At 74.1% G+C, this 26,723-nt stretch carries 23 protein-coding genes and 3 pseudogenes; 14 read left to right on the top strand and 12 right to left on the bottom strand.

Going from position 1 to position 26,723, the window contains the following annotated elements:
* Window positions 1-89: 89 nt before the first annotated feature.
* Window positions 90-302 (bottom strand): hypothetical protein, encoded by a 213-nt coding sequence (locus ACSMXO_RS30550; RefSeq protein ID WP_346261758.1) that lies wholly within the window; start codon window positions 300-302, stop codon window positions 90-92.
* Between the two features lie 234 nt (window positions 303-536).
* On the opposite strand from ACSMXO_RS30550, the gene ACSMXO_RS30545 reads away from it, so the two are divergent.
* A complete protein-coding gene (locus ACSMXO_RS30545; RefSeq protein WP_455414817.1) occupies window positions 537-1,763 on the top strand; it encodes an MFS transporter in 1,227 nt (408 codons plus the stop codon).
* Between the two features lie 6 nt (window positions 1,764-1,769).
* Here the strand turns inward: ACSMXO_RS30545 and ACSMXO_RS30540 are convergent, their stop codons facing one another.
* The 4 genes from ACSMXO_RS30540 to ACSMXO_RS30525 all read right to left on the bottom strand — a co-directional run bounded on the left by ACSMXO_RS30540 (window position 1,770) and on the right by ACSMXO_RS30525 (window position 4,144).
* The gene (locus tag ACSMXO_RS30540) at window positions 1,770-2,030 is read right to left on the bottom strand and encodes a hypothetical protein (protein ID WP_318397275.1); all 261 of its coding nucleotides are present in this window, start codon (window positions 2,028-2,030) and stop codon (window positions 1,770-1,772) included.
* Between the two features lie 148 nt (window positions 2,031-2,178).
* The gene (locus tag ACSMXO_RS30535) at window positions 2,179-2,640 is read right to left on the bottom strand and encodes an SRPBCC family protein (RefSeq protein WP_346261756.1); all 462 of its coding nucleotides are present in this window, start codon (window positions 2,638-2,640) and stop codon (window positions 2,179-2,181) included.
* 60 nt (window positions 2,641-2,700) lie between these two features.
* Window positions 2,701-3,111 (bottom strand): DUF2795 domain-containing protein, encoded by a 411-nt coding sequence (locus ACSMXO_RS30530; RefSeq protein WP_346261755.1) that lies wholly within the window; start codon window positions 3,109-3,111, stop codon window positions 2,701-2,703.
* 49 nt (window positions 3,112-3,160) lie between these two features.
* Entirely contained in the window at window positions 3,161-4,144 is a 984-nt protein-coding gene (locus tag ACSMXO_RS30525; RefSeq protein ID WP_455414816.1) for a YihY/virulence factor BrkB family protein, read from the bottom strand.
* A 185-nt stretch (window positions 4,145-4,329) separates the two neighbouring features.
* Here ACSMXO_RS30525 and ACSMXO_RS30520 point away from each other — a divergent pair, with 185 nt between their 5' ends.
* Window positions 4,330-4,752 (top strand): ChaB family protein, encoded by a 423-nt coding sequence (locus tag ACSMXO_RS30520; protein WP_318397279.1) that lies wholly within the window; start codon window positions 4,330-4,332, stop codon window positions 4,750-4,752.
* A 46-nt stretch (window positions 4,753-4,798) separates the two neighbouring features.
* Here the strand turns inward: ACSMXO_RS30520 and ACSMXO_RS30515 are convergent, their stop codons facing one another.
* On the bottom strand, window positions 4,799-6,238 hold the full coding sequence (locus tag ACSMXO_RS30515) for an aldehyde dehydrogenase family protein (RefSeq protein WP_455414815.1): 1,440 nt from the start codon (window positions 6,236-6,238) through the stop codon (window positions 4,799-4,801).
* A gap of 130 nt (window positions 6,239-6,368) precedes the next feature.
* Between ACSMXO_RS30515 and ACSMXO_RS30510 the strand changes: the two genes are divergently transcribed.
* Window positions 6,369-7,961, top strand: a complete 1,593-nt coding sequence (locus tag ACSMXO_RS30510; RefSeq protein WP_455419345.1) for a phytoene desaturase family protein — start codon at window positions 6,369-6,371, stop codon at window positions 7,959-7,961.
* A gap of 649 nt (window positions 7,962-8,610) precedes the next feature.
* Here the strand turns inward: ACSMXO_RS30510 and ACSMXO_RS30505 are convergent.
* A pseudogene (locus ACSMXO_RS30505) lies at window positions 8,611-9,375 on the bottom strand (polyprenol monophosphomannose synthase); the annotation flags it as partial.
* Window positions 9,376-9,691: 316 nt separating this feature from the next.
* On the opposite strand from ACSMXO_RS30505, the pseudogene ACSMXO_RS30500 reads away from it, so the two are divergent.
* The 8 genes and pseudogenes from ACSMXO_RS30500 to ACSMXO_RS30465 all read left to right on the top strand — a co-directional run.
* A pseudogene (locus ACSMXO_RS30500) lies at window positions 9,692-11,404 on the top strand (HAD-IIIA family hydrolase); the annotation flags it as partial.
* Between the two features lie 104 nt (window positions 11,405-11,508).
* A complete protein-coding gene (locus tag ACSMXO_RS30495) occupies window positions 11,509-12,486 on the top strand; it encodes a glycosyltransferase (protein ID WP_455414814.1) in 978 nt (325 codons plus the stop codon).
* Window positions 12,471-13,691: a glycosyltransferase gene (locus tag ACSMXO_RS30490; protein ID WP_455414813.1), complete on the top strand. Its 1,221-nt coding sequence runs from the start codon at window positions 12,471-12,473 to the stop codon at window positions 13,689-13,691. The genes ACSMXO_RS30495 and ACSMXO_RS30490 overlap by 16 nt, the downstream gene beginning before the upstream one ends.
* Entirely contained in the window at window positions 13,688-14,458 is a 771-nt protein-coding gene (locus ACSMXO_RS30485; protein WP_346261749.1) for a D-sedoheptulose-7-phosphate isomerase, read from the top strand. Before ACSMXO_RS30490 ends, ACSMXO_RS30485 begins: the two co-directional genes overlap by 4 nt.
* Window positions 14,455-16,074, top strand: coding sequence for a PfkB family carbohydrate kinase (locus ACSMXO_RS30480; RefSeq protein ID WP_455414812.1), 1,620 nt, complete (start codon window positions 14,455-14,457; stop codon window positions 16,072-16,074). The genes ACSMXO_RS30485 and ACSMXO_RS30480 overlap by 4 nt, the downstream gene beginning before the upstream one ends.
* A 107-nt stretch (window positions 16,075-16,181) precedes the next feature.
* Window positions 16,182-16,850, top strand: coding sequence for an SDR family oxidoreductase (locus ACSMXO_RS30475; protein ID WP_346261787.1), 669 nt, complete (start codon window positions 16,182-16,184; stop codon window positions 16,848-16,850).
* Window positions 16,847-17,809: a glycosyltransferase family 9 protein gene (locus ACSMXO_RS30470; protein ID WP_455414811.1), complete on the top strand. Its 963-nt coding sequence runs from the start codon at window positions 16,847-16,849 to the stop codon at window positions 17,807-17,809. The genes ACSMXO_RS30475 and ACSMXO_RS30470 overlap by 4 nt, the downstream gene beginning before the upstream one ends.
* On the top strand, window positions 17,793-18,773 hold the full coding sequence (locus ACSMXO_RS30465) for a DNA topoisomerase IB (RefSeq protein WP_455419344.1): 981 nt from the start codon (window positions 17,793-17,795) through the stop codon (window positions 18,771-18,773). The genes ACSMXO_RS30470 and ACSMXO_RS30465 overlap by 17 nt, the downstream gene beginning before the upstream one ends.
* 137 nt (window positions 18,774-18,910) lie before the next feature.
* Here ACSMXO_RS30465 and ACSMXO_RS30460 read toward each other — a convergent pair whose 3' ends face one another.
* Window positions 18,911-19,186 carry a hypothetical protein gene (locus ACSMXO_RS30460; protein ID WP_455414810.1) on the bottom strand — a complete coding sequence of 92 codons (276 nt, stop codon included), beginning with the start codon at window positions 19,184-19,186 and terminating at the stop codon, window positions 18,911-18,913.
* Window positions 19,187-19,771: 585 nt separating this feature from the next.
* On the opposite strand from ACSMXO_RS30460, the gene ACSMXO_RS30455 reads away from it, so the two are divergent.
* Together ACSMXO_RS30455 and ACSMXO_RS30450 are read left to right on the top strand one after the other, a co-directional pair.
* Window positions 19,772-20,539, top strand: coding sequence for a DUF5753 domain-containing protein (locus ACSMXO_RS30455; RefSeq protein ID WP_455414809.1), 768 nt, complete (start codon window positions 19,772-19,774; stop codon window positions 20,537-20,539).
* The gene (locus ACSMXO_RS30450; RefSeq protein ID WP_432880600.1) at window positions 20,527-20,718 is read left to right on the top strand and encodes a DUF397 domain-containing protein; all 192 of its coding nucleotides are present in this window, start codon (window positions 20,527-20,529) and stop codon (window positions 20,716-20,718) included. Before ACSMXO_RS30455 ends, ACSMXO_RS30450 begins: the two co-directional genes overlap by 13 nt.
* A 58-nt stretch (window positions 20,719-20,776) precedes the next feature.
* On the opposite strand, the gene ACSMXO_RS30445 is transcribed toward ACSMXO_RS30450, so the two are convergent.
* The 4 genes and pseudogenes from ACSMXO_RS30445 to ACSMXO_RS30430 all read right to left on the bottom strand — a co-directional run bounded on the left by ACSMXO_RS30445 (window position 20,777) and on the right by ACSMXO_RS30430 (window position 24,985).
* Entirely contained in the window at window positions 20,777-21,283 is a 507-nt protein-coding gene (locus tag ACSMXO_RS30445) for a hypothetical protein (RefSeq protein ID WP_455414808.1), read from the bottom strand.
* 112 nt (window positions 21,284-21,395) lie between these two features.
* On the bottom strand, window positions 21,396-23,087 hold the full coding sequence (locus tag ACSMXO_RS30440; RefSeq protein ID WP_455414807.1) for a RecQ family ATP-dependent DNA helicase: 1,692 nt from the start codon (window positions 23,085-23,087) through the stop codon (window positions 21,396-21,398).
* 235 nt (window positions 23,088-23,322) lie between these two features.
* A pseudogene (locus ACSMXO_RS30435) lies at window positions 23,323-23,931 on the bottom strand (AAA family ATPase); the annotation flags it as partial.
* A gap of 883 nt (window positions 23,932-24,814) precedes the next feature.
* Window positions 24,815-24,985: a hypothetical protein gene (locus tag ACSMXO_RS30430; protein ID WP_346261789.1), complete on the bottom strand. Its 171-nt coding sequence runs from the start codon at window positions 24,983-24,985 to the stop codon at window positions 24,815-24,817.
* Window positions 24,986-25,147: 162 nt separating this feature from the next.
* Here ACSMXO_RS30430 and ACSMXO_RS30425 point away from each other — a divergent pair, with 162 nt between their 5' ends.
* A complete protein-coding gene (locus ACSMXO_RS30425) occupies window positions 25,148-26,665 on the top strand; it encodes a glycoside hydrolase family 3 protein (RefSeq protein ID WP_455414806.1) in 1,518 nt (505 codons plus the stop codon).
* Window positions 26,666-26,723: the final 58 nt, after the last annotated feature.

Genomic DNA, 26,723 nt, shown 5'->3' with positions numbered 1-26,723 from the left:
GCCTAACCGGAGCCGCCGAATCCGCTCGTCGGACGCGGTCTGGTGGCCCCTGTGCTGCGCCCGCTCGGACCCTGCGGGATGGCGGGCGACTAGTCGACCGAGCCGGCGTCCACCGGACGGCGCCGCATGGCGTCGTCGGCCAGGATCACGGTGGCGACCATCAGCGAGACGCAGAGGCTGAACAACCAGGAGCCGTCGTCGACCAGGCGGGCCGAGACCGGGGCCTGCACCGCGGTGAGCAGGAAGGCGAGCCACGCGAAGCGACGCTGACGGACGGAGAGGAAACCAGGAGCCTGACGCATCCCGAAATTCTGCCCTGCCGGATGCCGATCGCCGGTCCTCCGTTCGGACGAATTCGGGGCTGGTGTCCCCTTGATCCAGTTCTGCGCGCTCCCGCCCGCCGTCGGTGGGCGTTCCGACAGCCCGCGCCGCCGCCGGCTGGGGGCGCCCGCCAGGCCGACGGCAGCCTGCCCGTACTGCTCCGTGACGGTGGCCACGGTTTCCAGTCGTCCGGCCGTCCGGCATGATCGGCGGGCGTGTCCACTCCCTCCCGCCGCCGCACGGGTCTCGCCGTACTCGTCCTGGCCTATCTGGCCTTCGTCAGCCTCGGCCTCCCCGACGGCCTGCTCGGGGTCGGCTGGCCGTCGATCAGCGCCGAGCTGACGGTGCCGACCGAGGCGGTCGGGCTGCTGCTCACCTCGGGTACGGTCGGCTATCTCGTCTCCAGCGTGGTGGCCGGGTTCAGCATCGCCCGGGTCGGCGTCGGCTGGCTGCTGGCCGGCAGTACCGCCCTGGCCAGCCTGGCGCTCGCCGGCTATGCCGGTGCACCCGAGTTACCGATCATGATCGGCTGCGCGTTGCTGCTCGGCCTCGGCTCGGGCGCGGTCGACGCGGGGTTGAACGCGTACGCCGCCGGTGCGTTCGGGCCGCGCCAGATGAACTGGCTGCACGCCTGCTTCGGGCTCGGTGTCGCGATCGGGCCGCTGGTGATGACCACCGTGCTCGGCGCCGGGCTGGGCTGGCGCTGGGGGTACGGCATCGTGGCCGCCGCCCAGGCCGGGCTGGCGCTGGCCTTCGTGCTCACCGTCCGGACCTGGGAGCGTCGCCGCCCCGCCGCCGCCGTCGACGCCGACGAACCGGACCGTGACCCGGCGACCCCGGCCGGGCCGGTACGGATCGGCGCCACCCTGGCCCTGCCGGCGGTCTGGTTCGGCGCGCTGACCTTCGCGGTGTACGTGGCGATCGAGGTGGCCGCCGGACTCTGGGCCTTCCTGCTGCTCACCGAGGACCGCGGGGTCAGCGCGACCATGGCCGGCCTCTGCGTCTCGCTCTACTGGGGCAGCCTCTTCCTCGGCCGGGTGGTGCAGGGCTTCGTCGCCGAGCGGCTGGGCACCCGCACGGTGCTGCTCGGCAGCATGTACGCGATGGCGCTCGGCTCCGCGCTCGTCGCGGTACCCGGACCGGGCTGGCTGGCGGTGTCCGGCCTCGCCGTCGTCGGGTTCGGCGCGGCGGCGGTCTTCCCGCTGCTCACCCTCAGCACCGCCGAACGGGTGGGACAGCAGCACGCGGACCGGACGATCGGGTTGCAGATCGGGGCCTCCGGGTTGGGCGGGGCGATCATCCCGGGTGCGCTCGGTGTGCTGATCGGGCGTACCTCGGTCGAGGTGCTGGGGCCGGCGCTGCTGCTGCTCTCGCTGGCCATGATCGGGCTCTACTGGGCGTCCAACCGCCGGGCGGCCCGGCACCCCGTGCCGGCCGGCTGACCCGGGTCAGTGCGGGCCGGTGCGCCCGGTGGTCGACGGCCGGTACCGGCGCTGCTCGTCGCTGCGCTGCGCGGCCTGCTCCTCGTCGTACGGCTGGTCGGGGTCGTCCGCCTCCGCGCCGTGGCCGAACGCCGACTCCGCGCCCGCGTCGTTGCCGGTCACGTCGTCGACCTGCCCGTCGGGCGTCGACGCACCCATCGCCCCTTCCAGGTCGCGCAGCGGCAGCCGCTCCTCGTCGCGCCAGACGTGCCTGTCCCTGTCCGTCATGCCTGTCGCCCTACCCGGCCCAGCCGAGGGGCAAACACCGCCGACCCGGGCCGTACCCGGCGGTGCCGGGACAATACGGCGGTGGCCGCCGGGAGGGGCGTACCCCTGCCGGCGGCCACCGGGTGTCGTATCCGGACCGCGGCTACGGCTACGGCTGCGGCCGGGCGACCGCGCCGCGCCAGGCACCGGTCTCGGTGCCGCGCCGCTCGATGAACTCCTTGAACCTGTTCAGGTCACCGGCGACCCGCCGGTCCACCATGCCGAGCTTGTCACCGGCCTTCTCGGTGATCCCCTGCGGCTCGAACTCCATCTGCGCGGTGACCCGGGTGTGGTTCTCGTCGATCCGGTGGAAGGTCACCACACCGGCCTGCCGGGTGCCGTCGGTCGAGGTCCAGGCCACCCGTTCGTCGGGTAGCTGCTCGGTGATCCTGGCGTCGAACTCCCGGTTGATCCCGCCGATCTCGACCTTCCAGTGCGTCATCGTGTCCGAGATCTGCCGGACCTCCTCGACGCCCTCCATGAACTGCGGAAAGTCCTCAAACTGGGTCCACTGGTCGTACGCGGTCCGGATCGGCACCGCCACGTCGACGGACTTGGTCACGCCACTCATCTGGCATCCTCCTTGTCGGTCGGTCTGGGTCTGGCCCTGTGCCGGTGAGTTCGGGGGCCGTCACCAGCGATGGGTCTCGTTCGCGTGTCCGAGCGCGGCCCACACCTCGGAGACGGTCTGGAACTGGGTGCCCGGGGGCAGCCGGTCCAGTTGGGCGAGGACCTCGTCCGGCGCCTCGTTCTGCTCCGCGCTGCGGCGGAGGCCCTCCCGGTCGCCGGGCAGGGCGGAGAGCGGGATGAACCGGCCCAACCGGCTCCGCTGCTCGACCTCCTCCGAGGTCATCCCCTGCGGTGCACCGGCCCGGGTGTCGTTGCCGGGCGCCCTGGTCAGGCCGGGTTGGTCCTCCCCGGCCGGTTCGGGGTCGCGCCACTCCTCGGCGCGACCGCCGACGGAGCCCTGCACCGTGCCCTGCACCTCCCGGTCCATCTGCTCGTCCAGGCGGGGGCCGTGCTTGCTGTTCCCACGTTCCATGTCTAATGCGCTACCCGAGGGGAATCGCGCTAAACGGCAGCGCGGCCCGTCACCGCCCTCCGTCCGCCGATTTCGGCGGCAGTGCGGGCTCCACCGGCTCCGCGGCGCCGACCTGGCGGGCCCGGCCGCGCTGCACCTCGGCGTTGATCTCCACGCCGAGCATGACCGCGCAGTTGGAGAGGTAGAGCCAGACCAGGAAGGCGATGACCGCGCCGAGGCTGCCGTAGGTGACGTCGTAGGAGTCGAACCGGGAGACGTAGAAGCCGAAGCCCGCCGAGACGACGGCCCAGGAGGCCAGGGCGACCGCGCCGCCGACGGTGAGCCAGCGGAACCGGGGCTGCCGGACGTTCGGGGCGATCCAGAACAGCAGCGAGAGCAGCAGCATCATGATGGCCACCAGGACCGGCCACTTTGCCACCGTCCACGCGGTCCGGGGCGCGTTTCCGAGCCCCAGCCAGTCGCCGACGGCGTCGGTGACCGGGCCGCTCACGATCAGCCCGGTGGCCACCACCGCGAGCAGCACCAGCGCGATCGCGGTCAGCCCGAGTTGCAGCGGACGCAGCAGGTAGAACGGCCGCCCCTCGGCGACCCCGTAGATGGCGTTGGAGGCCCGGGTGAACGCGCCGACGTAGCCCGAGGCCGACCAGAGCGCCGCCAGCACACCGAAGCCGAGCAGTACCTTCGCCGACCCCTGGTTGTCGACCACGTCCTCCAGGACCTTCAGCACGGCGTCGTTGGCCACCACCGAACCGGCGCCGACATCCTTGGCGAGCCCGGCGATCGTGTCGATGGTCTGCTCCCCGTTGGAGACCAGGCCGACCAGCGCGACGATGACGATCGCGGACGGGAAGAGCGCCAGCACGCCGTAGTAGGTCAGCGCGGCGGCCCAGTCGGCGCAGTTGTCCGCCACGAAGTTCCGCACACTGCGGACCAGTACGCCCCGCCAGGTCGACCAGTGCAACTGGCGCAGGTGCCCGGGGAGGTGGCGGTCCGGCCCGCGTACCGCCGGGACCGGTTCGGTGGTCGACGCCATGCTCGCCCCCTCGTCGGTGGGGCCAGCCGGGTGCGGGGTCGCGTCGCGGCTGGGGTTGCGCTGCCCGGTACCCAGGGCGGGAACTGGACAAACTCCCGGTGCTGCGGCCCCCGGGTTTGCCGACGGTGTCCCGGGAAACCGAACGGGGAGACAGGAGACAGGAGACGATCCGGAGGAGGAAGATCATGCCCGGACGCGAGGTTCTGCCCAGCACCCTGCGACGCTCGCCGCAGAAGGCTCAGGAGACCTGGGCGAAGACCCACGACTCGGCGGTCGAGACGTACGGCGAGGGGCAGCGGTCGCATCGGACCGCGTTCGCCTCGCTCAAGCACTCGTTCGAGAAGGTCGGTGACCACTGGGAGCCGAAGGGACGCAAGGGCCCGAGCGACGAGCAGGCGGCCGGCGGTGGACCGGCACGGCGCGCACCGACCGCCGGTGGCGTGGACGCCAACGCCCCGAAGGAACACCTGATGGACGTGGCGAAGCGGCTCGACATCAAGGGGCGGTCCCGGATGACCAAGGCCGAGCTGGTCGGCGCGATCCAGAAGGCGAACAACCGGAAGACCACCGCCTCCCGGGGACGGGAGAAGGGCCGCAACCGCCGCTGACCCGCGCGGGGTCAGCCGGTCACGGGTGGGGCGGTGGGCACCGGGCTCACCACCGGCCGCCCTCCCCACCCGGCCCCTCGATGTGCACCACCTTGGTGGCGGTGAGCTCGTCCAGCAGCTCAGGGCCGTACCCGAAGCCCTGGCCGCTGCCGCCCCGGGGCTCGGCGGCGCCGCCCGGTGCCCCGCCGAAGACGGCATTGATCTTCACGGTCCCGACCGGGAGTTCCCGCCAGGCCCGCTGCGCGTGGCTCATCGACCCGGTGAGCACCGTCGCCGCCAGCCCGTACGGCGAGTGCGACGCCCTCGACAGCGCCTCGTCGAACGACTCGACCACCATCACCGGGGCGACCGGGCCAAACGTCTCTTCCCGCATCACCGCCATCTGGTCGGTGCACTCGGCGAGCACCGTCGGCGGGTAGAAGGAACCGGGCCCGTCCGGAACGAGACCACCGGACAGCACGCTGGCGCCGTCCGCTACCGCCGCCCGGACCTGCCCGTGCACGTGGTCGCGGTGCCGGCGGTCGACCAGCGGCCCGAGTTCGGTGCGCGGGTCGAGGCCCGGCCCCGACCGCAGCGCCTCGGCCCGCTCCACCAGGCCGGCGAGGAACCGGGTCGACACCGACCGGAGTACGTAGATCCGCTCCACCGCGACGCAGAGCTGCCCGGCGTTGGCGAAGGCACCCGTGGCGGCCTGTTCGGCCGCCCAGAGCGGGTCGACGTCACCATCGACGATCATCGGGTCGCTGCCGCCGTTCTCCAGCAGCGCCTTGGCCCCGGACCGGGCGCAGGCGGCGGCGATCGACCGCCCGGTCGCGGTCGAACCGACGTGCGCGACCACGTCGACCTCCTGCCCGGCCAGCGCGGCACCCACCGGGGCGTCGCCGGTCAGCAGCGACAGCACCCCGGACGGCAGGTGCTCGTCGAGCAGCCGGGCGAGCAGCCAGCCGCTGGCCGTACTCCGCTCGCTCGGCTTGTAGACGACGGTGTTCCCGGTGGCCAGGGCCGCGCCGAGCAGACCGCAGGAGACCGCGACCGGGTCGTTCCACGGCGTGACGACGGCGACCACGCCGCGCGGCTGCGGCACCATCAGGTCGATCGCGTCGGCGTCGCCGCCGAGGGTGCGGCCGCCCCGCACGGGGGCGAGTTCGGCGTACTGGCGCAGCGTCGACACGCCCGCCTGGACTCCGGCCCGGGCGGCGGCCAGCGGCCGGCCCATCTCGGCGGTCTCCGCCTCGGCGAGCCGGTCGGCGGACGCCTCGATCGCGTCGGCGGCGCGGTGCAGCGCGGCGGCCCGGTCGGCGGGTGCGGTCCGGGCCCACCGGGGAGCCGTCGCCCGGGCGGCCTTGACCGCCGCCTCGACCTCGGCCTCGGTGGCCACCGGCACCCGGCTGACCGGGGTACCGTCGACCGGATCGACCACGGTCAACCATCCGGCGTCGCCGCTACCGTCCCACACACCGGCGATGAGTTGTTGCACCTGATACATGGAGCGCAGTTTGCCCCGGTCCGGGCGGTCCAAACTATCCGCGTTCGACCCGTACCCGGTGCCTGGTGGAACCGGCCCGTGACGGCGGGGCGGCCCGGGTGTTCCGGGATAAGGTGCTCGGGTGACGGTGCTGGGGGACACCGCCGACGCGGTCGTCGTCGGAGCGGGGCACAACGGCCTGGTCGCCGCGAACCTGCTCGCGGACGCCGGGTGGGACGTGCTGGTGCTGGAGGCGACAGGCGAGCCGGGCGGGGCTGTCCGGTCGGCCGAGGTGACCGCCCCCGGCTACCTGAGCGACCTCTACAGCGCCTTCTATCCGCTCGGCTACGCCTCGCCGGTGCTGCGCCGACTGCGGCTGGACGGCTACGGACTGGCCTGGCGGCACGCGCCGGACGTGCTGGCGCACCTGTTTCCGGACGACGGCGCCGTGCTACTCAACCGCGACCCCGAGGTTACCGCCGGCTCCGTGGCGCGGTTCGGCGCCGGGGACGGCGAGCGGTGGCTCGACGCGTACGCGCAGTGGCGGCAGATCTCCGCGCCCCTGCTCGACGCGCTCTTCAGCCCGTTCCCACCGCTGCGCGGCGGCCTGGCGCTCGCCCGCCGGCTGCGTACCGCCGGGATGCTCCGGCTGGCCCGCCGGCTGGTGCTGCCCAGCGCCCGGCTCGGGGCGGAACTCTTCACCGGCTCGGGCGGTCCGGCCCTGCTCACCGGCTGCGCGCTGCACACCGACCTGGCCCCGGACGAGCCCGGTTCCGGGGTGTACGGCTGGCTGCTGGCCATGCTGGGGCAGCAGGTCGGCTGGCCGGTACCGGTCGGCGGGGCGCAGCGGATCACCGAGGCGCTGCTGGCCCGGCTGCGGGACCGGGGCGGCCGGCTGCGCACCGGCACTGCGGCCGACCGGGTGCTGGTGGCCCGGAACCGGGCCGTCGGGGTGCGCTCGGCCGACGGTCTGCTGTGGCGGGCCCGCCGCGCGGTGCTGGCCGACGTGCCGGCCCCGGCGCTCTTCCTCGATCTGGTCGGGGCCGACCGGCTGCCGCCCCGGCTGGTGGACGACCTGGCGCACTTCCGCTGGGACGGGTCCACGGTCAAAGTGGACTGGGCGCTGACCGGGCCGGTCCCGTGGCGGGATCCCGCGGTGGCCGGCGCCGGCACCGTGCACCTTGGCGGCGACCTCACCGACCTGCGCCGGTACGCGGCCGCGCTGCACCGGGGCGAGTTGCCGGCCGAGCCGTTCGTGCTGGCCGGGCAGATGACGGTGGCGGACCCTGGCCGCTCGCCGGCCGGTACCGAGTCACTCTGGGCCTACACGCACCTGCCGTTCCGACGGAACTGGCGGGCGGAGGAGGTCGGAGCGCACGTCGAGCGGATCGAGGCGGTGCTGGAGCGGGCCGCGCCCGGCTTCGGTCGGCTGGTCAGGGCACGGCACGTGGCCGGGCCGGCCGAGCTGGCGGCCGGGAATCCGAGCCTGGTCGGCGGCGCGGTGGGCGGCGGCACGTCCGCCGCGTACCAGCAGCTCTTCCTCCGCCCGGTGCCCGGGTTGGGCCGGGCGGACACCCCGGTCGACCGGTTGTTCCTGGCCAGCGCGTCGGCGCATCCGGGCGGCGGGGTGCACGGCGGCCCCGGGGCGAACGCGGCCCGGGCCGCACTCGCCCGGGACCGCGCCCTGACCGGCCGGGCGTACGCCGCCGTGCTCGCCCGGGCGCAGCGCGCCGTCTACGCCTGACCCGCGCCGCCGTCTACGCCTGACCCGCGCCGCTCAGCCCTGACCCGCGCCGCTGACGCTTGGCCGGCCTCGTCGGCTCGGGGACCTCGCCGGCCGGAACCGTCCCGTCCGACCCAGGACCCGTGGTCGACTCCGTCAGCTTCACCGGCTCGGTGACCTCCACCGCCTCGGTGAGCTTTGCCGGCTCGGTGACCTCTGCCGGGTTGGTGACCTCCGCCGGCTTAGTGGCCTTAGTGGCTTTGGTGGCTTTAGTAGCTTTGGTGGCCTTGGTGGCTTTCACTGCCTTGGTGGCTTTGGTGGCCTTCACTGCTTTGGTGGCCTTCACTGCCGTGGTGGCCGTCGTGGCCGTGGTGGCCTTGACTGCCTTGGCGGCCTTCACCGGCTTGGTGGCCTTCACGGCCCTCGTAGCCTTCACCGGCTTCGTCGCCGCCGGCTCCGGGTCTCCTGCCGGCTCCGGGGTTTCCGTGGGCTCGGGAATTCCCGCCGGCACCGTGGCCTCCGGCGACGTGGGAACCCTCACCGGCTCCGTTACCTCGTTCGGCTCGGGGACCTCGGCGGGCGCGGGAACCTCGGCGTACGCCGGGACGTCGTTCGACTCCGGGACCTCGGCCGGCGCGGGGATCTGGTCGGCGCGGGGAGCCCTCGGCGAGCGGGTGATGTTGCGGTGCCGGCCGCGCAACTTGAACGGCATCAGCGCACTTTCGATCTTGGTCGCGGTGGTCATCTTCGAGTCGCCGTCCAGGCGCTCCTGGAATCGGATCGGCACCTCGAGGATGGTGTGACCCAGCTTGGTGGCCAGGTAGTGCATCTCGACCTGGAAGCTGTATCCGTTCGACTGCACCCGGTGCAGGCCGATGTCGCGCAGCGCGTCCGCCCGCCAGATCTTGAAACCGGCGGTGAGGTCCCGGATCCGCACCTGGAGCAGCGTGTGCACGTAGAAGTTGGCCCAACCGCTGAGCGCGCGCCGGTAGAGCGGCCATGCCTCGTCGAGCTGCCCGCCGGGGACGTACCGGGAGCCGATCACCACACCGGCCTGGGTGGAGAGCAGCGAACCGAGCATCCCGGGCAGCGCCTCCGGGGGATGGGACAGGTCCGCGTCCATCTGCGCCACGTACTCCGCGCCGGCGTCCAGGGCCCGGCTCATGCCGTCGACGTACGCCCGCCCGAGCCCTTCCTTGCCGGCCCGGTGCAGCACCTGGATCCGTTCCGGATGCTCGATCGCGAGCTTGTCCGCGACCTCGCCGGTGCCGTCCGGGGAGTTGTCGTCGGCGACGAGGATGGTCAGCCCGGGTAGCGGCAGCGCGAGCAGTCGCTCGACCAGCACAGGCAGGTTCCCCGCCTCGTTGTAGGTGGGGACGACGACGGTCAGGCGAGCGTCCCGCCAGGGAGAGGGCAGCTGTACGGGTTCGATCATCGGGGCATCCTCGGTTGGCCGACAGCGGTCAGGGGCAAAGCCTAACTTGACGCAACGCGCGGGCCACAACACGGGCCGGAGGGGGAAAATCGGCCCGGACCTCGGTGAACACCATGGGGGCGGCCGGAAAAACCGGTGCCGGCGGCCGGGTAACGGTTCGGGCTCTGGATAGCGGCGACCCGCCCGGGGTATGCCGACTGGCGACGACGACCGGGGCGGACCGCAGGCCCGACGGGTGATGTCGGACGGATCCGGCGCGCCCGTCCGGCCGGCGGAATTGATGTTTACTTCTCCTGCGCCAGGGAACCCGCCGGCCGTGCGCAACGACCAGGTCGACCCGCATCAGTGCAGGTCAGGGGCACCGCACGGTGGCCCGGCCGGGGTGTGGGCCACGGCCGGTCTGTTCGACGCGGTGCTCTTCGACCGGGACGGCACGCTGGTGCACGACGTGCCGTACAACGGGGATCCGAGTCTGGTCCGACCGATGCCCGGCGCCCGGGAGGCGCTCGACCGGCTCCGCGCCGCAGGGCTGCGGTTGGGGGTGGTGACGAACCAGTCCGGGGTGGCCCGTGGCCGGTTCAGTTCCGCCGATCTGGCCCGGGTCAACGCCCGGGTCGACGAGCTGCTGGGCCCGTTCGACACCTGGCAGGTCTGTCCGCACGCCGAACCGGCCCCGGGCGAGCAGGGCTGCCGCTGCCGTAAGCCCGCGCCCGGCATGGTCTGGGACGCGGCCCGCGCGCTCGGCACCGAGCCCACCCGCTGCGTACTCGTCGGCGACATCGGCGCCGACATGATCGCGGCCGGCGCGGCCGGGGCGAGCGCGGTACTGGTACCGACCCCGGCCACCCGGCCGGACGAGGTCGCGGCGGCTCCCGCCGTCGCCGGTGACCTGCCTGGCGCGGTCGACCTGATCCTGCGCCGGCACCGGTGCACGCTGGGCAACCGGGCTGCCGGTGTCCCACCTCGACGCCCCCGCTGCGTCCTGGTGGCCCGGCCGGACTCGGCCGGGGACGTGCTGGTGACCGGCCCGGCGATCCGGGCCGTCGCGGCCGGGGCCGACCGGGTGGTGCTGCTCTGCGGACCGCGTGGCCGGGCCGCCGCCGAACTGCTGCCCGGCGTCGACGAGCTGGTCGAGTGGCGGCTTCCCTGGATCGACCCGGAGCCGGGTCCGGTCGACCGGGCCGAGGTGGACCGGCTGACCGCCCGGCTCGCCGCCACCGGTGCCGAGGAGGCGGTGCTGTTCACCTCGTTCCACCAGTCCGCGCTGCCGCTCGCCCTGGTGCTGCGGATGGCCGGGGTGGACCGGATCTCGGCGATCAGCCCGGACTATCCGGGCTCGCTGCTCGACGTGCGGCACCGCGTCTCGCCGGGGATGCCCGAGGCCGAGCGGGCGCTGTCGCTGGCGGCGGCGGCCGGATTCGTACTGCCACCGGGGGACGAGCCGGTGCTGCGGCTGCGCGCCGGGGCGGGCACGGCACCCGCCGACGGTGCGCTGCCCGACCCGGGGTACGTCGTGCTGCACCCCGGGTCGTCGGTGCAGGCCCGGGCCTGTCCGCCCGAACTCTGTGCCGAGATCGTCGCGGCGCTGACCGGCGCGGGGCACCGGGTGGTGGTGACCGGCGGCCCCGGTGAGCGGACGCTGACCGCCCGGGTCGCCGGGCGTACCGGGATCGACCTGGGCGGGCAGACCTCGCTGACCGGGCTGGCCGCGATCATCGCCCGGGCAGGTTGCCTGGTCGTCGGCAACACCGGACCGGCACACCTGGCCGCCGCGCTCGGCGTACCGGTGGTGAGCCTCTTCGCCCCGACCGTCCCGTTCGGACAGTGGGGGCCGTACCGGGTGCCGGCCGTACGGCTCGGTGCGGCCGTCGCCGGCTGCCGGCACACCCGGGCCACCACCTGTCCGGTACCCGGGCACCCGTGCCTGTCCGGCATCGAGCCGCGCGAGGTGGTCGAGGCGGTCCGGCTGCTCGGCACCCCGACGGCACCGCCGGCCGCCCCGCCGTCGGGGCCGGCCCGGTCCGGCCCACTGCGGTCCGACCCGGCCCGATCCGGTCCGGCGCCGGCTGCTCCGGCGCGCTCCGGTCTCGCGCCGTCCGGTGCGGTGCGCTCCGGAGCCGAGGAGGTGCGGCCGTGAACATCCTGCTCTGGCACGTACACGGCTCCTGGACCACCGCCTTCGTGCACGGCAAGCACCGCTACCTCGTCCCGGTCACCCCGGATCGCGGCCCGTACGGGCTGGGCCGGGCCCGCACCTACCAGTGGCCGGACACGGTCGACGAGGTGACCCCTGCCGAACTGTCCACCGCCGACGTCGACCTGGTGATCCTGCAACGGCCGGAGGAGATCGACCTGGTCGCGCAGTGGCTGGGCCGGCGGGTCGGCCGGGACCTGCCGGCGATCTTCGTCGAGCACAACACCCCGAAGCAGGGAGACGTGCCGAACAGCCGGCACCCGCTGGCCGACCGGGACGACCTGCTGATCGCGCACGTCACGCACTTCAACGCGCTGTACTGGGACACCGGCAGCACCCGGACCACGGTTGTCGAGCACGGCATCGTGGCACCGACCGCGCACTACACCGGTGAACTCGACCGGCTCGCGGTGGTGGTCAACGAGCCGGTACGCCGCTGGCGGGTCACCGGCACCGACCTGCTGCCGCTCTTCGCCGAGATCGCCCCGCTCGACGTCTTCGGCATGGGGGTGGCCGGGCTGCCGGACCGGCTGGGACTGCCCGCTGACCGGCTCGCCGTCTACGACGACCTGCCGCAGGGCCGGATGCAGGCGGAGATCGCCCGGCGGCGGGCGTACCTGCACCTGTGCCGGTGGACGTCGCTGGGGCTGAGCCTGATCGAGGCGATGACCATGGGCATGCCGGTGGTGGTGCTCGCCGCCACCGAGGCGGTCGAGGCGGTGCCGCCGGAGGCGGGTGCGCTCTCCACCCGGCTCGACACCCTGCTGGCCGCCACCCGCCAGCTCGTGGCGGAGCCCGACACCGCCCGCCAGCTCGGGGGGCAGGCCCGCGAGGTCGCGCAGGCCCGGTACGGCCTGGACCGGTTCCTGACCGACTGGGACCGGTTGCTGGAGGAGGAACTATGCGCGTCGCGATGATCTCCGAGCACGCCAGCCCGCTCGCGGTACTCGGCGGCGAGGATGCCGGCGGCCAGAACACGCACGTCGCCGAACTCTCCGCCGCGCTCGCCGACGCCGGCCACGAGGTGCGGGTCTACACCCGGCGGGACAGCCCCGACGCGCCGGAGGCAGTACGGCTGCGCGACGGGGTCGAGGTGGTGCACGTACCGGCGGGGCCGCCGCAGCCGATCGCCAAGGACGAACTGCTGCCGTACATGAAGGATTTCAGCCGGTGGCTGGTGGCGCGCTGGCGCGGCGACGACTGGGTGCCGGACGTCGCGCACGCGCACTTCTGGATGAGCGGGCTGGCCGGAATCGCCGCCGGCCGGCAGACCGGGATTCCGGTGGTGCAGACCTACCATGCGCTCGGCACGGTGAAGCGGCGGCACCAGGGCGCCGCCGACACCAGCCCGGCCCGCCGGGTCGGCTACGAGCGGGCGCTGGGCCGGGCGGTCGACCGGGTCATCGCGCAGAGCCAGGACGAGGTCCGTGAACTGGTCCGGATGGGCGTGCCGCAGGCCCGGGTGACGGTGATCCCGTCCGGGGTCAACGACGAGACCTTCTCGCCCGACGGCCCCTCCGTGCCCCGGGCGCCCGGCCGCCCCCGGATCCTCACCGTCGGCCGGCTGGTGGAACGGAAGGGCTACCAGGACGTGATCCGGGCGATGCCGATGGTCCCGGACGCCGAGTGCGTGGTGGTCGGCGGTCCGCCGGCCGGCGAGGTCGACGACGACCCCCAGGTCCGCCGGCTGCGGGCGCTCGCCGAGGAGGTCGGGGTGGCCGATCGGGTACGCCTGATCGGCGCGGTGCCCCGCGAGGAGATGCCGTACTGGTACCGGTCGGCGGACGTGCTGGTCGCCGCCCCCTGGTACGAGCCGTTTGGGCTGACCCCGCTGGAGGCGATGGCCTGCGGGGTGCCGGTGGTCGGTACCGCCGTCGGCGGGCTCACCGACACGGTCGCGGACGGGCGCACCGGCGACCTGGTGCCGCCGCGCGATCCCGAGGCGCTCGGCACCGCCCTGCGGGACCTGCTCGCCGACCGGGTACGCCGGTTCGGCTACGCCGCCGCCGCGCTGGACCGGGCCCGCCGCTGGTACTCCTGGACGCGTACCGCCGACCAGATCGCCGCCGTCTACACCGCGGTCAGCGAGGTGCGCCGGCCGAGCGGGGTGGTCGCCGGATGACCGCGTCGATGGAGGTGCTGGACAGCCACCTGGCCGGGCTCGCCTCCGCACTGCTGCCGTACCGGACCGAGGCCGCCCGGCTGGCCCGTTGGGGCGACGAACTTGCCCGGCTGCTCGCCGGCGGCGGCCGGGTCCTGGTCGCCGGCAACGGCGGCAGTGCGGCCGAGGCCCAGCACCTCGCCGCCGAGCTGGTCGGCAAGCTGCGCGACGACCGGGCCCCGCTGTCGGCGATCGCGCTCTGCGCCGAGACCTCCTCGCTGACCGCGATCGGCAACGACTACGGCTTCGACGAGGTCTTCGCCCGTCAGGTACGCGCGCACGGCCGCCCCGACGACGTCCTGCTGCTGCTCTCCACCAGTGGGCGCAGCGCCAACCTGGTCCGGGCGGCCCGGGCCGGTCGGGAGCTGGGGATGCGCTGTTGGGCACTGACCGGCCCGACCCCGAACCCGCTCGCCGACGCCTGCACCGAGGTGCTCGCCGTGCCCTGTCCGGACAGCCAGGTGGTGCAGGAACTCCACCTGGTCTCGGCGCACGTGCTCTGCGGCTACGTCGACGCGTACCTGCCGGTGCCGTTCGGCCCGGCCAGCCACGCCGGCCCGGCCCCGGCGGTGGCCCGGGCGGCGGCCTCGCCCGGTGCCCGCCCGGCCAGCCCCGATCCGGTACGCCCGGCCGGCGCCAGCCCGGTACGCCCGTCCGGGGTCGAGGACGAACTGGTGCTGCGGGTGCCGGGAACGCTCCGGCCGGCCGGGCCCGAGGAGGTGCCGTGACCGGGACAATCGTGGTCGTCGGCGACACGCTGCTCGACCGGGACGTGGAGGGCGTGGTGAACCGGCTCTGCCCGGACTCGCCGGTGCCGGTGCTGGACGAGAACAACAGCGTCGACCGGCCGGGCGGGGCCGGGCTGGCCGCGCTCTTCGCCGCCGAGCGCGGCTACGAGGTCGCCCTGGTCACCGCGCTCGCCGACGACGAGGGGGCGGCCCGGCTGAGCCACCTGCTCACCGCCGCCGGGGTGCAGGTCTACGGGCTGCCGCTGCCCGGAGCCACCCCGGAGAAGATCCGGCTGCGCACCCGGGGCCGGGTGCTGCTCCGGCACGACCGGGGCGGACCGGCCGGGCCACCCGGCGAGCCGAGTGAAGCCGTACTCGACCTGCTGGCCGGGGCGGCCGGGATCCTGGTCAGCGACTACGGCCGGGGCGTCGCCCGGCTGCCGGCCCTGCGTACCGCGCTGGCCGGCACCGCCGCACCGATCGTCTGGGATCCGCATCCGCGCGGCCCGGCGGCGGTGCCCGGCGTCCGGCTGGCCACCCCGAACGAGGTGGAGGCCCGGGAACTCGCCGGGGTGGCGACCGGCGGCTCCCGGCTGGTCAGCGCGGCCCGGTGCGCCCAGGCGCTGCGCCAGCGCTGGCGGGTCGGTGCGGTGGTGGTGACGATGGGTGGCGAGGGGGCCCTGCTCTGCCACGCCGGGTCGACGCCGCTGGCGGTACCGTCACCGACCTGCGCCGACGGCGACACCTGCGGTGCCGGTGACCGGTTCGCCGCCACCGCCACCGTGGCGCTGGCCGACGGCGCGCTGGTCTCCGAGGCGGTGCAGCACGCCGTGGCCGAGGCGTCCGGGTATGTGGCGGCCGGCGGGGTGGCCAGTGCCGTACCGGCGGCTCCGGCCAGGGGCGCGACCGTGCGTACCGGAGCGACGGTGCGTACCGGAACACGGCCGACCGCCGACGGACCCGGCGCCGGAGCGGGGACGACAGCCGGTGTCGCAGCCCGGGCCGGTGAGGTGGGACCGGCCGGTGAGGTGGGGCGCGCCGATGAGGTGGCGCGGAGCCGTCCCGGGGTCGCCTCCCGCACGGACACCGTGCCGATCACGGCGGTGGACTGGAGCGACCGGATCGGCCCCCGGGCCGCCGGTGAGGTGGTCGCCCGGGTCCGGGCCGCTGGCGGCACCGTGGTGGCCACCGGCGGCTGCTTCGACCTGCTGCACGCGGGGCACGTGGCCACCCTGGAGGCGGCCCGGCAACTCGGCGACTGCCTGGTGGTCTGCGTCAACTCCGACGACAGCGTGGCCGGCCTCAAGGGTCCGGATAGGCCGCTGGTCCGGCATGCCGACCGGGCCCGGCTGCTGGCCGCGCTCGGCTGCGTGGACGCGGTGGTCGTCTTCGACGAGTCCACCCCGCACGCGGCGCTGGCCTGGCTGCGGCCGGACATCTGGGTCAAGGGCGGCGACTACGGTACCGGCGCCGACGGGCCGGACCTGCCGGAGGCCGAGATCATGCACCGCTGGGGCGGCCACACCGTGGTGGTGCCCTATCTGGACGGGCGCTCCACCACCGGGATGATCGCCGCCGCCCGGGCCGGCCGCCGGCCGGTGGGACGGGCCCGGTGAGCGGCGGACTCGACGGGGCCGGCGGCGCGCTGGCCCCCCGGCCCGGTGACGTCTCCCTCGGCGCCGGCGCCGGCGCCGAGGCCGGCGCCGAGGAGTTCGGCGGGGCGGTGCTGGTCAGCGGCGGGTCCAGCGGGCTCGGCGCGGCGGTGGTGGCCGCGATCCTCAACTCGGGCGGCCGGCCGCTGGTGCTCGACCGGCAGCCGCCGACCGCGCCCACGCCGTGGCTGCGCTGCGACCTGTCCGACACCCGGGCCGCCGAGGCGGCCACCCGGCAGCTCGCCGAGCAGGCCGGCGGACTCGCCGGAGTGGTCACCGCCGCCGGAGTCGACGTGCCGGGGCGGCTCGGTGAGGTGCCGGCGGAGACCTGGGAACAGGTCGTCACCGTCGACCTGCTGGCCACCGCCGCCGTCATCCGGGCCGCGCTGCCCTATCTGGAACGCTCACGCGGCACGGTGGTCACCGTCGCCTCGACCCTCGGCGTCAAGGCGGTCGGGGACGCCACCGCGTACTGCGCGGCCAAGTTCGGGGTGGTGGGCTTCACCCGGGCGCTCGCCGCCGAACTGGCCGGGACGGTCGGGGTGACGCTGCTGGTGCCGGGCGGGATGCGTACGGCCTTCTTCGACGAGCGCGACCCGCAGTACCGGCCGGGTGCCGATGCCGCGCTGAACGACCCGGCGCACGTCGCCGACGCCGTGCTCTTCGCCCTGCGCCAGCCGCCCGGATGCGCGATCCGGGAGATGGTGGTCTGCGCCGACCGGGAAACGTCCTATCCGTGATCCTGGTGCTGCGGGCGCTCGGGGTGGGTGACCTGGCGACGGCGGTGCCGGCGCTGCGCGGGCTGCGTGCCGCGTTTCCGGAGCACACCCTGACGGTGGCCGCCCCGGACTGGCTCACCCCGCTGGTGGAGCTGGTCGGCGACGTGGACAACGTGGTGCCGACCGACGGGCTGGACCCGGTCGACTGGGCCGGGCCGGCACCGTACTGGGCGGTCAACCTGCACGGCCGGGGCCCGCAGTCGCACCGGCTGCTCGCCTCCGCCGGGGCGGAACGGCTCTGCGGCTACCACTGTGCCGAGGCCGGCCACCTCGACGGCCCAGCCTGGCGGGCGGAGGAGCACGAGGTACGCCGCTGGTGCCGGTTGCTGAGCTGGTACGGCGTCGAGTGCGACCCGGACGACCTGGACCTGCGCCGACCGGTGCCCCGGCGGGTGCCGGTCGGGGCGACCGTCGTGCACCCCGGCGGCAAGGGCACCGCCCGCCGCTGGTCGCCGGCCCGGTTCGGCACGCTGGCCAGGGAGCTGACCCGGGCCGGGCACCGGGTGGTGGTGACCGGCTCACCCGACGAGCGGGACCTGACCGAACGGGTGGCGAGCAGTGCCGGGCTGCCGGCGACGGCGGTGCTCGCCGGCCGCCTCGGCCTGGTCGAGCTGGCCGCCGTGGTCGCGCACGCCCGCCTGGTGCTGAGTACGGACACCGGCGTCGCGCACCTGGCCACCGCGTACCGGACGCCGTCGGTGGTGCTGTTCGGGCCGATCCGGCCGCAGCTCTGGGGCCCGCCGCCGGACCGGCCCTGGCACCGGGCCCTGCACCGCCCGGCGGAGCCTGCCGGCGTTCGGGAGTCGGTCGACCGGTCCCGGATCCATCCGGCGCTCGCCGCGATCGGGGTGGACGAGGTGCTGGCGGCGGCGGGTGAGGTCGATCGGGTGGGGCGGGGTCACCGTGCGGTTGCGGCGTAGCGACCTGTCGGCCCCGGGCTACGGGCGGCGCCGGCACGGTCGCGGCGTGGTCTTCCTGGACACCGAGGGGCGGCCGATCCGGGACCGGGACGAGCTGACCCGGCTCCGTGAACTGGTGATCCCGCCCGCCTGGAAGGACGTCTGGATCTGCCCGCATCCGGCCGGGCACATCCAGGCGGTCGGCATCGACGCTGCCGGTCGCCGGCAGTACCTCTACCACCCGACCTGGCGGCTCCGGCGCGACCAGGCGAAGTTCGACCACGTACTGGAGGTCGCCGCCCGGCTGCCGGTGCTGCGCGAACAGGTCTGCGCCGACCTGGCCGGGCGGGGACTGCGCCGTCCCCGGGTACTGGCGACCGTGGCCCGGCTGCTGGACATGGGCACCTTCCGGATCGGCAGCGACCAGTACGCGGCTGGCGACGACCCGACGTACGGGGTGGCCACCCTCCGGCCCGAGCACACCCGGTGCCGGCACGGCGCGGTGGTCTTCGCGTTCCCGGCGAAGGGCGGCATCGACCAGGTGCTCCGGATCGACGACACCGAGGCATGCCGGGTGCTGCGGGAACTGCGCCGACGCAGGCGCGCTGCCCAGCGGCTCTTCGGCTACTGGGACGGCCGGAGCTGGCGGGACGTCCGCAGCGACGAGGTCAACGACTACCTGCGGACGGCCAGCGGGGGTGAGATGACGGCGAAGGACTTCCGTACCTGGCACGCGACCCTGTGGGCGTCCCGGGCGCTCGCCGAGGCCGGGCCGCAGCAGTCGGTGACCGCCCGACGCCGGGTGATCGCCGAGGCGATGCGCCGGGTCTCCGGCCGGCTCGGCAACACCCCGGCGGTGGCCCGGGCCTCCTATGTAGACCCCCGCCTGATCGACCTCTACCAGAGCGGTACGGTCGCCGACGTGCGCCCGGAGAGCACCGACGCCGACGCCGAGCGCGCCGTACTCGCGCTCCTGGCCCGGTAACTGGCGCGGCGCCGGCTTGTCTGACGCCGGTCGCCGGCCGTGTCGTGTGGTCGTTCGCCCGGGGCCGCCGACTCAGCTGTACGTCAGAGGCGCTACCGCCAGTGCTAGCGCCTCTGACGTACAGGTGAGCGATGGCGTCAGCGGCCGTCGGGCAGCCAGCCGAGAAAGCGGGCGGTCAGGTCGTCCGGGTCGGCCCGGGGCTGGTCCGACAGGGCCATGGCCAGCTTGTTCGTCAGCATGTCGCACAGGCCGGCGGGGTTACTCCGGTAGGCGACGAGCAACGCGAGCCGGGCCGGTTGGCACGGCCACTTCGCGCCGCACTCGCGGCACAGGAACAGCGGCCGGGTGTGCGTGTGCGCGCGGAACCGGGCGTGCGGCCGGAACATGAGTACCCGGGCGGGGCGGCCGGTCACGCCCGCTCGACCTGCCGGGCGCGGTGCCGTCGCGCGGGGGTCAGCGCGTCCACCCGGCCGATCTCGTACCGTCCGGCTGCCGAGTTCCCCGACGCATGCCGCTCGTTACGCGGATGCCTGTCGTTACGGGCCCAGTGCCGGACGGCTGGGGGAGGAGGCTGCGGTGCGCCCGGGTACGAGGGCTCGGAAACGACGGCCGCGCGCTGGGCGGTGCGGTCGAGCGGCGGCACCGTTGGCGAGTACGGCATCGGCACCAGGCCGAGCGAGTCGGGGCAGCGCCAGCGCCACCCACATCGGCAGTACCGCCAGAGTCGGCGCCAGTCGCGGCGGTGGCGCGGCCTGTCTCGCCGGATCGGTCGCATGCTGTCTCTCCCTTCGAGGCAATGGAGACGGGGGCGGCGCCAGGGCATCCCAACCCCGCTGGCGCCACCCCCGTCGGCAACCTCCGCCCGTCCTGGCGATGTGCTGCGGGTGATGGGTCCGAGCGGAGGCGCCATGGATTGAAGCCTGCGCCGGGTGATGGAACAATCACACCGCGCCACGGAATGGCCTTCATTCGTTGGGTACGTCCGGTTAGGAGCTGGAATGAACCACGCTCTCAAGGTCGCGATGGCCGAGGCCGGTCAGACGGCCGAATCGCTCGCCGGCCGGATCGGCGTGGATCCGAAGACGGCGGCTCGCTGGGTGACTCCCGGACGGATCCCGCAGACCCGGCATCGTGCCCAGGTCGCGGAAGCCGTCGGCAGGGACGTAGGGGACCTTTGGCCGGACGTACTGCGCCGCCGCGAACCGGCCTGGCTGCGCGAGTGGCTCGAAATCGAACGGGAGGCACGGTTACTCCGCTGGTTCGAGCCGGCGCTCGTGCCCGGCCTGTTGCAGACCGAGGCGTACGCGCGGGCCGTCCTCGGCTGGGGCGGCCTGATGACCACCGACGAGGTGGAGCAGCGTACCCAGTCCCGGATGGAGCGGCAGGGCATCCTCGCCGGATCGAAACCGCCGCAGTTCTTCGTCATGGTCGACGAGGCGGTGCTGCGCCGCTGCGTCGGCGGCCCGGCGGTCATGGCCGAACAGTGCGACCGCCTCGTCCAGTTCGCCGAACGCCCGCACATCCATCTCCAGGCAGTGCCCGCCACCGCAGGGGCGCACGCCGGGCTCGCCGGAGGCTTCATCCTGGCCAAGGGACCGTCCGGAGTCGCCGCGCATCTGGACGATCCGCTGCGCGCGCACGTCGTCAGCCAACAGGACGAGATTGATACCCTGGAGGGCAAATGGGAAGCCATGCGGGCGGTAGCCCTGCCCACCGGGCAGACCCTCAGCTTGATTAAGGAAGTAGCGGCGACATGGCAGACCTGAGTGGTGCCATCTGGCGGAAGTCGACCCGCAGCGGTAATGGCGGATCCACCTGCGTCGAGGTGGCGAAGAACCTCCCCGAGATTGTCGGCGTACGGGACAGCAAGGACCCGGCCGGACCGGTGTTGACCTTCGGCCCGGCCGCCTGGCGCGCGTTCGTCCAGGACGTCACGACCCGCTGACCCGACTACGCACAGCGCCCCGTAACCCTCGCGGGTATACGGGGCGCTTCGCCTTCGGTCAGTCGTTGAGTACGTGCGCCAGCTCGTCGCGGAAGCGCCGCTCCGACTCGGTCACCTCGTCGCCGCCGAGGCCGAGTACCCCGCCGGTCGACGCGGCGGTCACCACCTGCTCGGCGATGGTCAGCAGCCAGTGCCGGTACGCCCCGGCCTCGCCCTCGGAGACCCTGCCGGCGAGCAGCTTCGACGCGCTCTGCGCCCGGCTCAGCACGTCGGCGATCAGCGCCTTCGGGTCGTCCGGTTCGATCGCCGGCAGTTCCTCGCCCACCTCCGGGTCGCCGACCCGGGTGATCAGCTCCCCGGCGACGGCGGCGACCAGCGGGCTGGCCGACTCCCGTCCGGCGGCGATGCTCTCCAGCCCGGCGGCGTTCTCCGTCCGGGTCCGGCGGCTGCCGTCCGACTCCGCGGCGCTGGCCGCGGTCAGCACCGACTGGGGCAGACCGACGAGCAGCCCCCACTCGTCGTCGGAGAATCCGAACTCGCTCGCGTATAGCGGTTGCTCGGTCACGGCAACCTCCCTCCACTGAGAACAAACCATCACATCCCACGGCACCTCGTGGCCGAGGGCAAACCGAATCGCCGTACGGCGTCCTGTGACCCGTACCCCGGGACACCGTAGATCAGTCGTCTACCGGCTCCAGCAGGCCCTGCTCGCTGACCACCGGCACCGAGAGGGTCTTGTAGCCGACCTCGTCGAAGAGCACGGTCATCCGGTCGTCCTCGTAGCCGAGCACCATCCCGGAGCCCCACTCGGTGTGCCGGACCGCGCTGTGTACTGGAAAGGGACCGTTGGCTCCTGGACCCTTACGTTCACTGCGCCGACCAGTACCGTTCCGGGTGCCGGTTCCCGGTGCGGTCGCGTCCAGCCCGGCGTGGCAGTTGTCGCAGTGCCCGCAGGGTTTCGGTAGCCGCTCGCCGAAGTAGGCCAGCAGGGTCTGCCCCCGGCAGCTCCGGGTCTCGGCGAACGCCCGCATCATGTCGGTCCGCGACCGCTGCACCGTCTGCTGCCGATCCGCCTCGGCCAGCGCGGCGGTGGCCGCGTCGACGGGCTTCGGGGCGTACCGGGGGCTGCCGAGCCGGTTGTCCGGTCGGGTGTCGGCGGCGCCGACCCGTTCCAGCAGGGCGAGGAGCTGGCCGAGCTTGCGGGCGCCGAGCCCGGTCCGCTCGCGCAGCGCGGTCCGGGTGGTCGGCCCGTCCCGGAGCAGCGCGGCGAGGTCGCGCAGCTCCTCGGGGTCCGGGGCGCCGCCGGTGAAGTAGCGGCGCAGCCCGAGGTCCTCGGCCCGCCACAGCAGCAATGCGCGGGCTGGTTCGCCGTCCCGGCCGGCCCGGCCGATCTCCTGGAGGTAGCTGTCCGGCGCGTCGGGCAGCGCCATGTGCGCCACCCAGCGGATGTTCGACTTGTCGATGCCCATCCCGAACGCCGACGTGGCGACCATGATCGGTACCCGGTCGGCGAGAAAGTCCTCGTGCAGTTCCTCGCGGGCGCCGGCCGGCATCCCGCCGTGGTAGTACTTCGCCGGGAAGTCGGCGGCGGTCAGCCTCGCGGCGAGTTCCTCGGCGGCCCGCCGGGTCGGCACGTAGACGATGCCCGGGCGGGACTCGGCGCGGAGCAGCGCGAGCAGTCGCCGCCACCGATAGTCCTCGGTGGCGCAGTTCGCCACCTCCAGGAACAGGTTCGCCCGGTCCAGTCCGGAGACCACCACCCGGGGCCGGTGCAGGCCGAGCCGGCCGACGATGTCGTCCCGGACCGGCGGCGACGCGGTGGCGGTCAGCGCGACCACCGGCGGGCGGCCCAACTCGCGGATCAGGTGTCCCAGTGCCAGATAGTCGGGGCGGAAGTCATGCCCCCAGGCGGAAATGCAGTGCGCCTCGTCGACCGCGACCAGGGCAGGGCGCAGCGCGCGTACCTCGGCCAGCCGTTCCGGGTTGCTGAGCTGCTCGGGGGTGGTGAAGAGGAATCGGGCCCGGCCGGATCGGATCTCGTCCAGGGCGGCGGCCTGCTGCGCGCGGCTCTCCGCCGAACTGATCCGTACCGCGCGCAGCTCCGGTTGGTCACGGTCGTTGAGCGCGGCGATCTGGTCCTGCTGGAGGGCCAGCAGCGGTGAGATCACCACCGTCGGTCCGGTCAGCAGCGTCGCCGGTACCTGGTAGACGGCCGATTTTCCGGCCCCGGTCGGCAGTACGACGAGAGCGTCCCGGCGGCGCATCACCGCACGCATCGCCGTGAGTTGGTCGGGGCGCAACGATCGCCAGCCGAATCGGTGCCGGGCGGTACGGCGGAGCCGGGTGGCGTGCAGGGGTGGCAGCTTCATCGGTCGCCGGAGGTACCCCGAGGGGCCCGCCCCGAAACGGCGGCGCGCGCGGCGCGAGCGGGTCAAGGTCGAGCCGGCGTACCCCGTGCCGGGCGACCAGACCGGCCAGGCTGTCCCGGCTGGTGACCAGGGTCCGGCACCGACCGGTTCCGGGCAGCAGTGGGCGTACCTGGTCCACCGAGCCGGCGTTGTCCAGCACCACCAGCATCCGCCGGTCGGCGAGCAGGGTGCGGAACCGGGCGGCCCGGCTGGCCAGCCCGGGAGGCAGGGTCGCGGCGTCCTCGCCGAGCGCGCCGAGCAGCCCGGCGAGCGCGTCGGTCGGCCGGGTCGGCGGTACCGGGTGGTATCCGCGCAGGTCCAGATAGAGCTGTCCGTCCGGAAACCGGTCGGCGACCCGGTGCGCCCAGTGCACGGCCAGCGCGGTCTTGCCGACGCCGGGCGGCCCGGTCAGAACGATGATCATCGTCATAGCAGCCTCCGTGCCGGCGTCGAGCACGGTGTCGAGTTCGGCCAGTTGCCGCTCTCGGCCGGAGAGCGTCCGCAGGTCCGGCGGCAACTCGCGCGGCACCGGGCCGCCCGACCGGTCTGCCGGCCACGATCCACCAACCTCTTTCGGGTACGCCCCGAGCACCGTTCCCGGCGGCACGTCCGCGCTCAACTCCCGGTGCCGGGCCTGCTGCCACAGCTCCGCGAACTCGCCCACGTCACCGTCGAGCAGCCGGACGATTTCGCTGACCACGTCCCACCGCGCCAGCCGTGGCCGGGCGAATGCGGCGTGGATCGAGGTCGCGTTGATCCCCCGGGGGCGGGTGGCGGTGCGGGTGCCATGGTGCAGGGCGCGCATGCTGGGTTGGCCCGCCACGTGATGCAGTGTGTGCAGCCGTTCGTAGAACTCCCGGATCGGCCCCTCCGGCAGGGCGGGAATGCTGAGCCTCCCCATCAACGCTCCAATGCAGCTCGACGAACGCACGGTCAGGCTGGCGTCACTCGCCGTCGCCGTCTTGGAATTCTCGACTCCTGGAGTGGGCGGGGTCAACCATCGGCTCGGCACGGCATCTCATGCCACTATCTCTGGCGCTGAAGTGGTCGTGAGCTGCGGCGTCGTTTGCCGATGTCACGATGATCGTCGATGTTAGTGCGCGCAGCGGAACCGCGCTTATCGGAAATCCGACCGGTCGAGACGGCCCCGGTCGCCCGCGCCCGTACTACCTCCCGACGAGACTGTCGAGCTGCCCCGTCCCTGCACCCACCCCGCATGGTCCAGCCATCCCCGCGTCTGCGCCGTCTCCGCGCCACGCATCTGCCGCCCGTCTACGCGTCGCGTCTGTTCGCCTCTGCCGCCCGTCTGCGCGTCGCGTCCGTGCCGCCTCCGTGCCGCGTTTACGCGTCGCGTCCGTGTCGCCTCTGTGCCGCGTTTACGTTTCGCGTCCGTGCCGCCTCTGGGCCGCGTTTGTGCTCCGCGTCTGTGCCGCGTGTGCCGCTTCATGTCCGCGTTCGTCGCGCTGATCGCGCTGCGGGGTCTCGATCCGTGCCCCATTCGTGCGCCCAGCTCGACAGTCCGCCGCACAGGTCATGTCGGGGAGCGCCGGGCGGGCGCGGCGGAGGGGCCGCGCGGCGGAGGGCCTGCGCGGCGGAGGGGCCGTGCGGCGGAGGGGCCGTGCGGCGGCGGTCGTCCGCCCGACTGCGACCGAAGATCGGCCACCGGATTGCGAGCGAAGATCGACCGCCTAGCGACGACCGAACATCGACCGGAGGGCGGCGACCAGCAGCACGGTGCCGAGGATGGCGCCCACGATCCGAACGCCCGGAATGTCGAACCAGCTCGTCTCCTCGGCGGCAAGCAGGCGGTGCGGCAGTTCGGTGAGGCGCGGCGCGGTCTCCGGGATGCTCGACTGCATTCCAGCACTGTCGCACGTCACCGGCGGCCATGTCGCACGTCCGGGCCCGTTCCGGCTAATAGGAAGGTTTCTTGACTATTTGTCGAGGTGGTGTGACCATGGCAGCACCCGCCGCTACCAGGGCGGCGGCTGTCCACTGTAGATGCGGGGGGAACCGGCGGGATGAGCGGAACGACGGACAACCTGTCCAGTCTGGCGGCGGCGGTGCTCCAGCCCGGGTTCGTCGGCACCACCCGACCGCCGGACTGGGTGCGCCGGTGGCTCGGTGAAGGGCTCGGCGGGGTGGTGCTGTTCGCCCGCAACGTGGTCGACGCCGGGCAGGTCGCCGCGCTGACCGACGCGATGCGGGCGGAACGGCCGGACGTGCTGGTGGCGATCGACGAGGAGGCCGGCGACGTCACCCGGCTGGAGTCCCGGCTCGGCAGCTCGCGCCCGGGCAACCTGGCGCTCGGCGCGGTCGACGACCCCGAGCTGACCGAGGCGGTCGCCCGCGACCTCGGCGCCGAGCTGGCCGCCGCCGGCATCGCCCTGAACTACGCCCCGGACGCGGACGTGAATGCCAATCCGGACAACCCGGTGATCGGCGTACGCGCCTTCGGCGCCGACCCGGGGTTGGTCGCCCGGCACACCGCCGCCTGGGTACGCGGCCTCCAGTCGGCCGGGGTCGCCGCCTGCGCCAAGCACTTCCCCGGGCACGGGGACACCAGCGTCGACTCGCATCTCGACGTACCCCGGATCGCGGTCTCCCGGGCGCGGCTCGACGCCTGCGAGCTGCCGCCGTTCCGGGCGGCCATCGACGCCGGGGTGCAGGCGGTGATGACCGGTCACCTGCTGGTCCCGGCGGTCGACGAGGAGTGGCCGGCGACGTTGAGTCGGCGGGTGCTGACCGATCTGCTGCGCGAGGAGTTGGGCTTCCAGGGTGTGGTGGTGACCGACGGCATCGAGATGCGCGCGGTCGCCGACCGGTACGGCTTCGCCGGGGCGACCGTCCGGGCCCTGGTCGCCGGGGCCGACGCGATCTGTGTCGGCGGCGAGCACGCCGACGAGGCGGACGCCCTGCGGCTGCGGGACGCGATCGTCGACGCGGTGCTCGCCGGGGTGTTGCCGGAGGAGCGCCTGGTCGAGGCGGCCAAGCGGGTGGGCCTGCTGGCCGCGTGGAGCGGTGCCGCCCGGGCCCAGCGCGCCGAGTGGACGCCCGCCGGCCCGGACGGCTCTCCGCTGGGCCTGGCCGCCGCACGCCGGGCGGTCCGGCTGACCGACGGTGCCGGCCCGGCCGTACTGCCGTTGACCGGCCCGGCCCACGTGCTGGAGTTCGAGCCGCCCCGGAACATCGCCATCGGCGCCGAGACCCCGTGGGGCGTAGGTGCCCCGCTGGCCGCCCTGCTGCCTGGCACCACGACCGTACGGCTGGCCGCCGACGACCTGGCCGCCGACCGTGTCCCGCCGACCGGGGCGCTCGCCGGGGCGGCCGGCCGACCACTGGTGTTGGTGGTCCGCGACCTGCACCGGCACGACTGGATGGCGGCGGCGGTGCGCCGGATCCTGGCCGACCGCCCGGACGCTGTGGTGGTGGAGCTCGGGGTACCCTCGATCGTCACCGGCCGGGTGCATTTGGCCACCTACGGCGCCACTCGGGCCACCGGCCGGGCCGCCGCGGAGGTGCTCGCCGGACGGTCCTGATCGGACCGCCGGGACGACACCCGATCCGTACCGCGGCTGTCACCAAGGGTGCCCCCAC

The sequence above is a fragment of the Plantactinospora sp. DSM 117369 genome, from assembly GCF_053764795.1.
Note: the sequence above shows the minus strand (reverse complement) of the source record. Positions and strands in the feature narration are given on the sequence as shown.

Coding starts and splice junctions, on each gene's coding strand:
- ACSMXO_RS30540 (WP_318397275.1), bottom strand. CDS start 2,030: ATGACGGACAGGGACAGGCACGTCTGGCGCGACGAGGAGCGGCTGCCG.
- ACSMXO_RS30430 (WP_346261789.1), bottom strand. CDS start 24,985: ATGCAGTCGAGCATCCCGGAGACCGCGCCGCGCCTCACCGAACTGCCG.
- ACSMXO_RS30450 (WP_432880600.1), top strand. CDS start 20,527: ATGGCAGACCTGAGTGGTGCCATCTGGCGGAAGTCGACCCGCAGCGGT.
- ACSMXO_RS30455 (WP_455414809.1), top strand. CDS start 19,772: ATGAACCACGCTCTCAAGGTCGCGATGGCCGAGGCCGGTCAGACGGCC.
- ACSMXO_RS30550 (WP_346261758.1), bottom strand. CDS start 302: ATGCGTCAGGCTCCTGGTTTCCTCTCCGTCCGTCAGCGTCGCTTCGCG.
- ACSMXO_RS30425 (WP_455414806.1), top strand. CDS start 25,148: ATGAGCGGAACGACGGACAACCTGTCCAGTCTGGCGGCGGCGGTGCTC.
- ACSMXO_RS30515 (WP_455414815.1), bottom strand. CDS start 6,238: ATGTATCAGGTGCAACAACTCATCGCCGGTGTGTGGGACGGTAGCGGC.
- ACSMXO_RS30520 (WP_318397279.1), top strand. CDS start 4,330: ATGCCCGGACGCGAGGTTCTGCCCAGCACCCTGCGACGCTCGCCGCAG.
- ACSMXO_RS30490 (WP_455414813.1), top strand. CDS start 12,471: ATGCGCGTCGCGATGATCTCCGAGCACGCCAGCCCGCTCGCGGTACTC.
- ACSMXO_RS30530 (WP_346261755.1), bottom strand. CDS start 3,111: ATGGAACGTGGGAACAGCAAGCACGGCCCCCGCCTGGACGAGCAGATG.
- ACSMXO_RS30535 (WP_346261756.1), bottom strand. CDS start 2,640: ATGAGTGGCGTGACCAAGTCCGTCGACGTGGCGGTGCCGATCCGGACC.
- ACSMXO_RS30440 (WP_455414807.1), bottom strand. CDS start 23,087: ATGAAGCTGCCACCCCTGCACGCCACCCGGCTCCGCCGTACCGCCCGG.
- ACSMXO_RS30525 (WP_455414816.1), bottom strand. CDS start 4,144: ATGGCGTCGACCACCGAACCGGTCCCGGCGGTACGCGGGCCGGACCGC.
- ACSMXO_RS30485 (WP_346261749.1), top strand. CDS start 13,688: ATGACCGCGTCGATGGAGGTGCTGGACAGCCACCTGGCCGGGCTCGCC.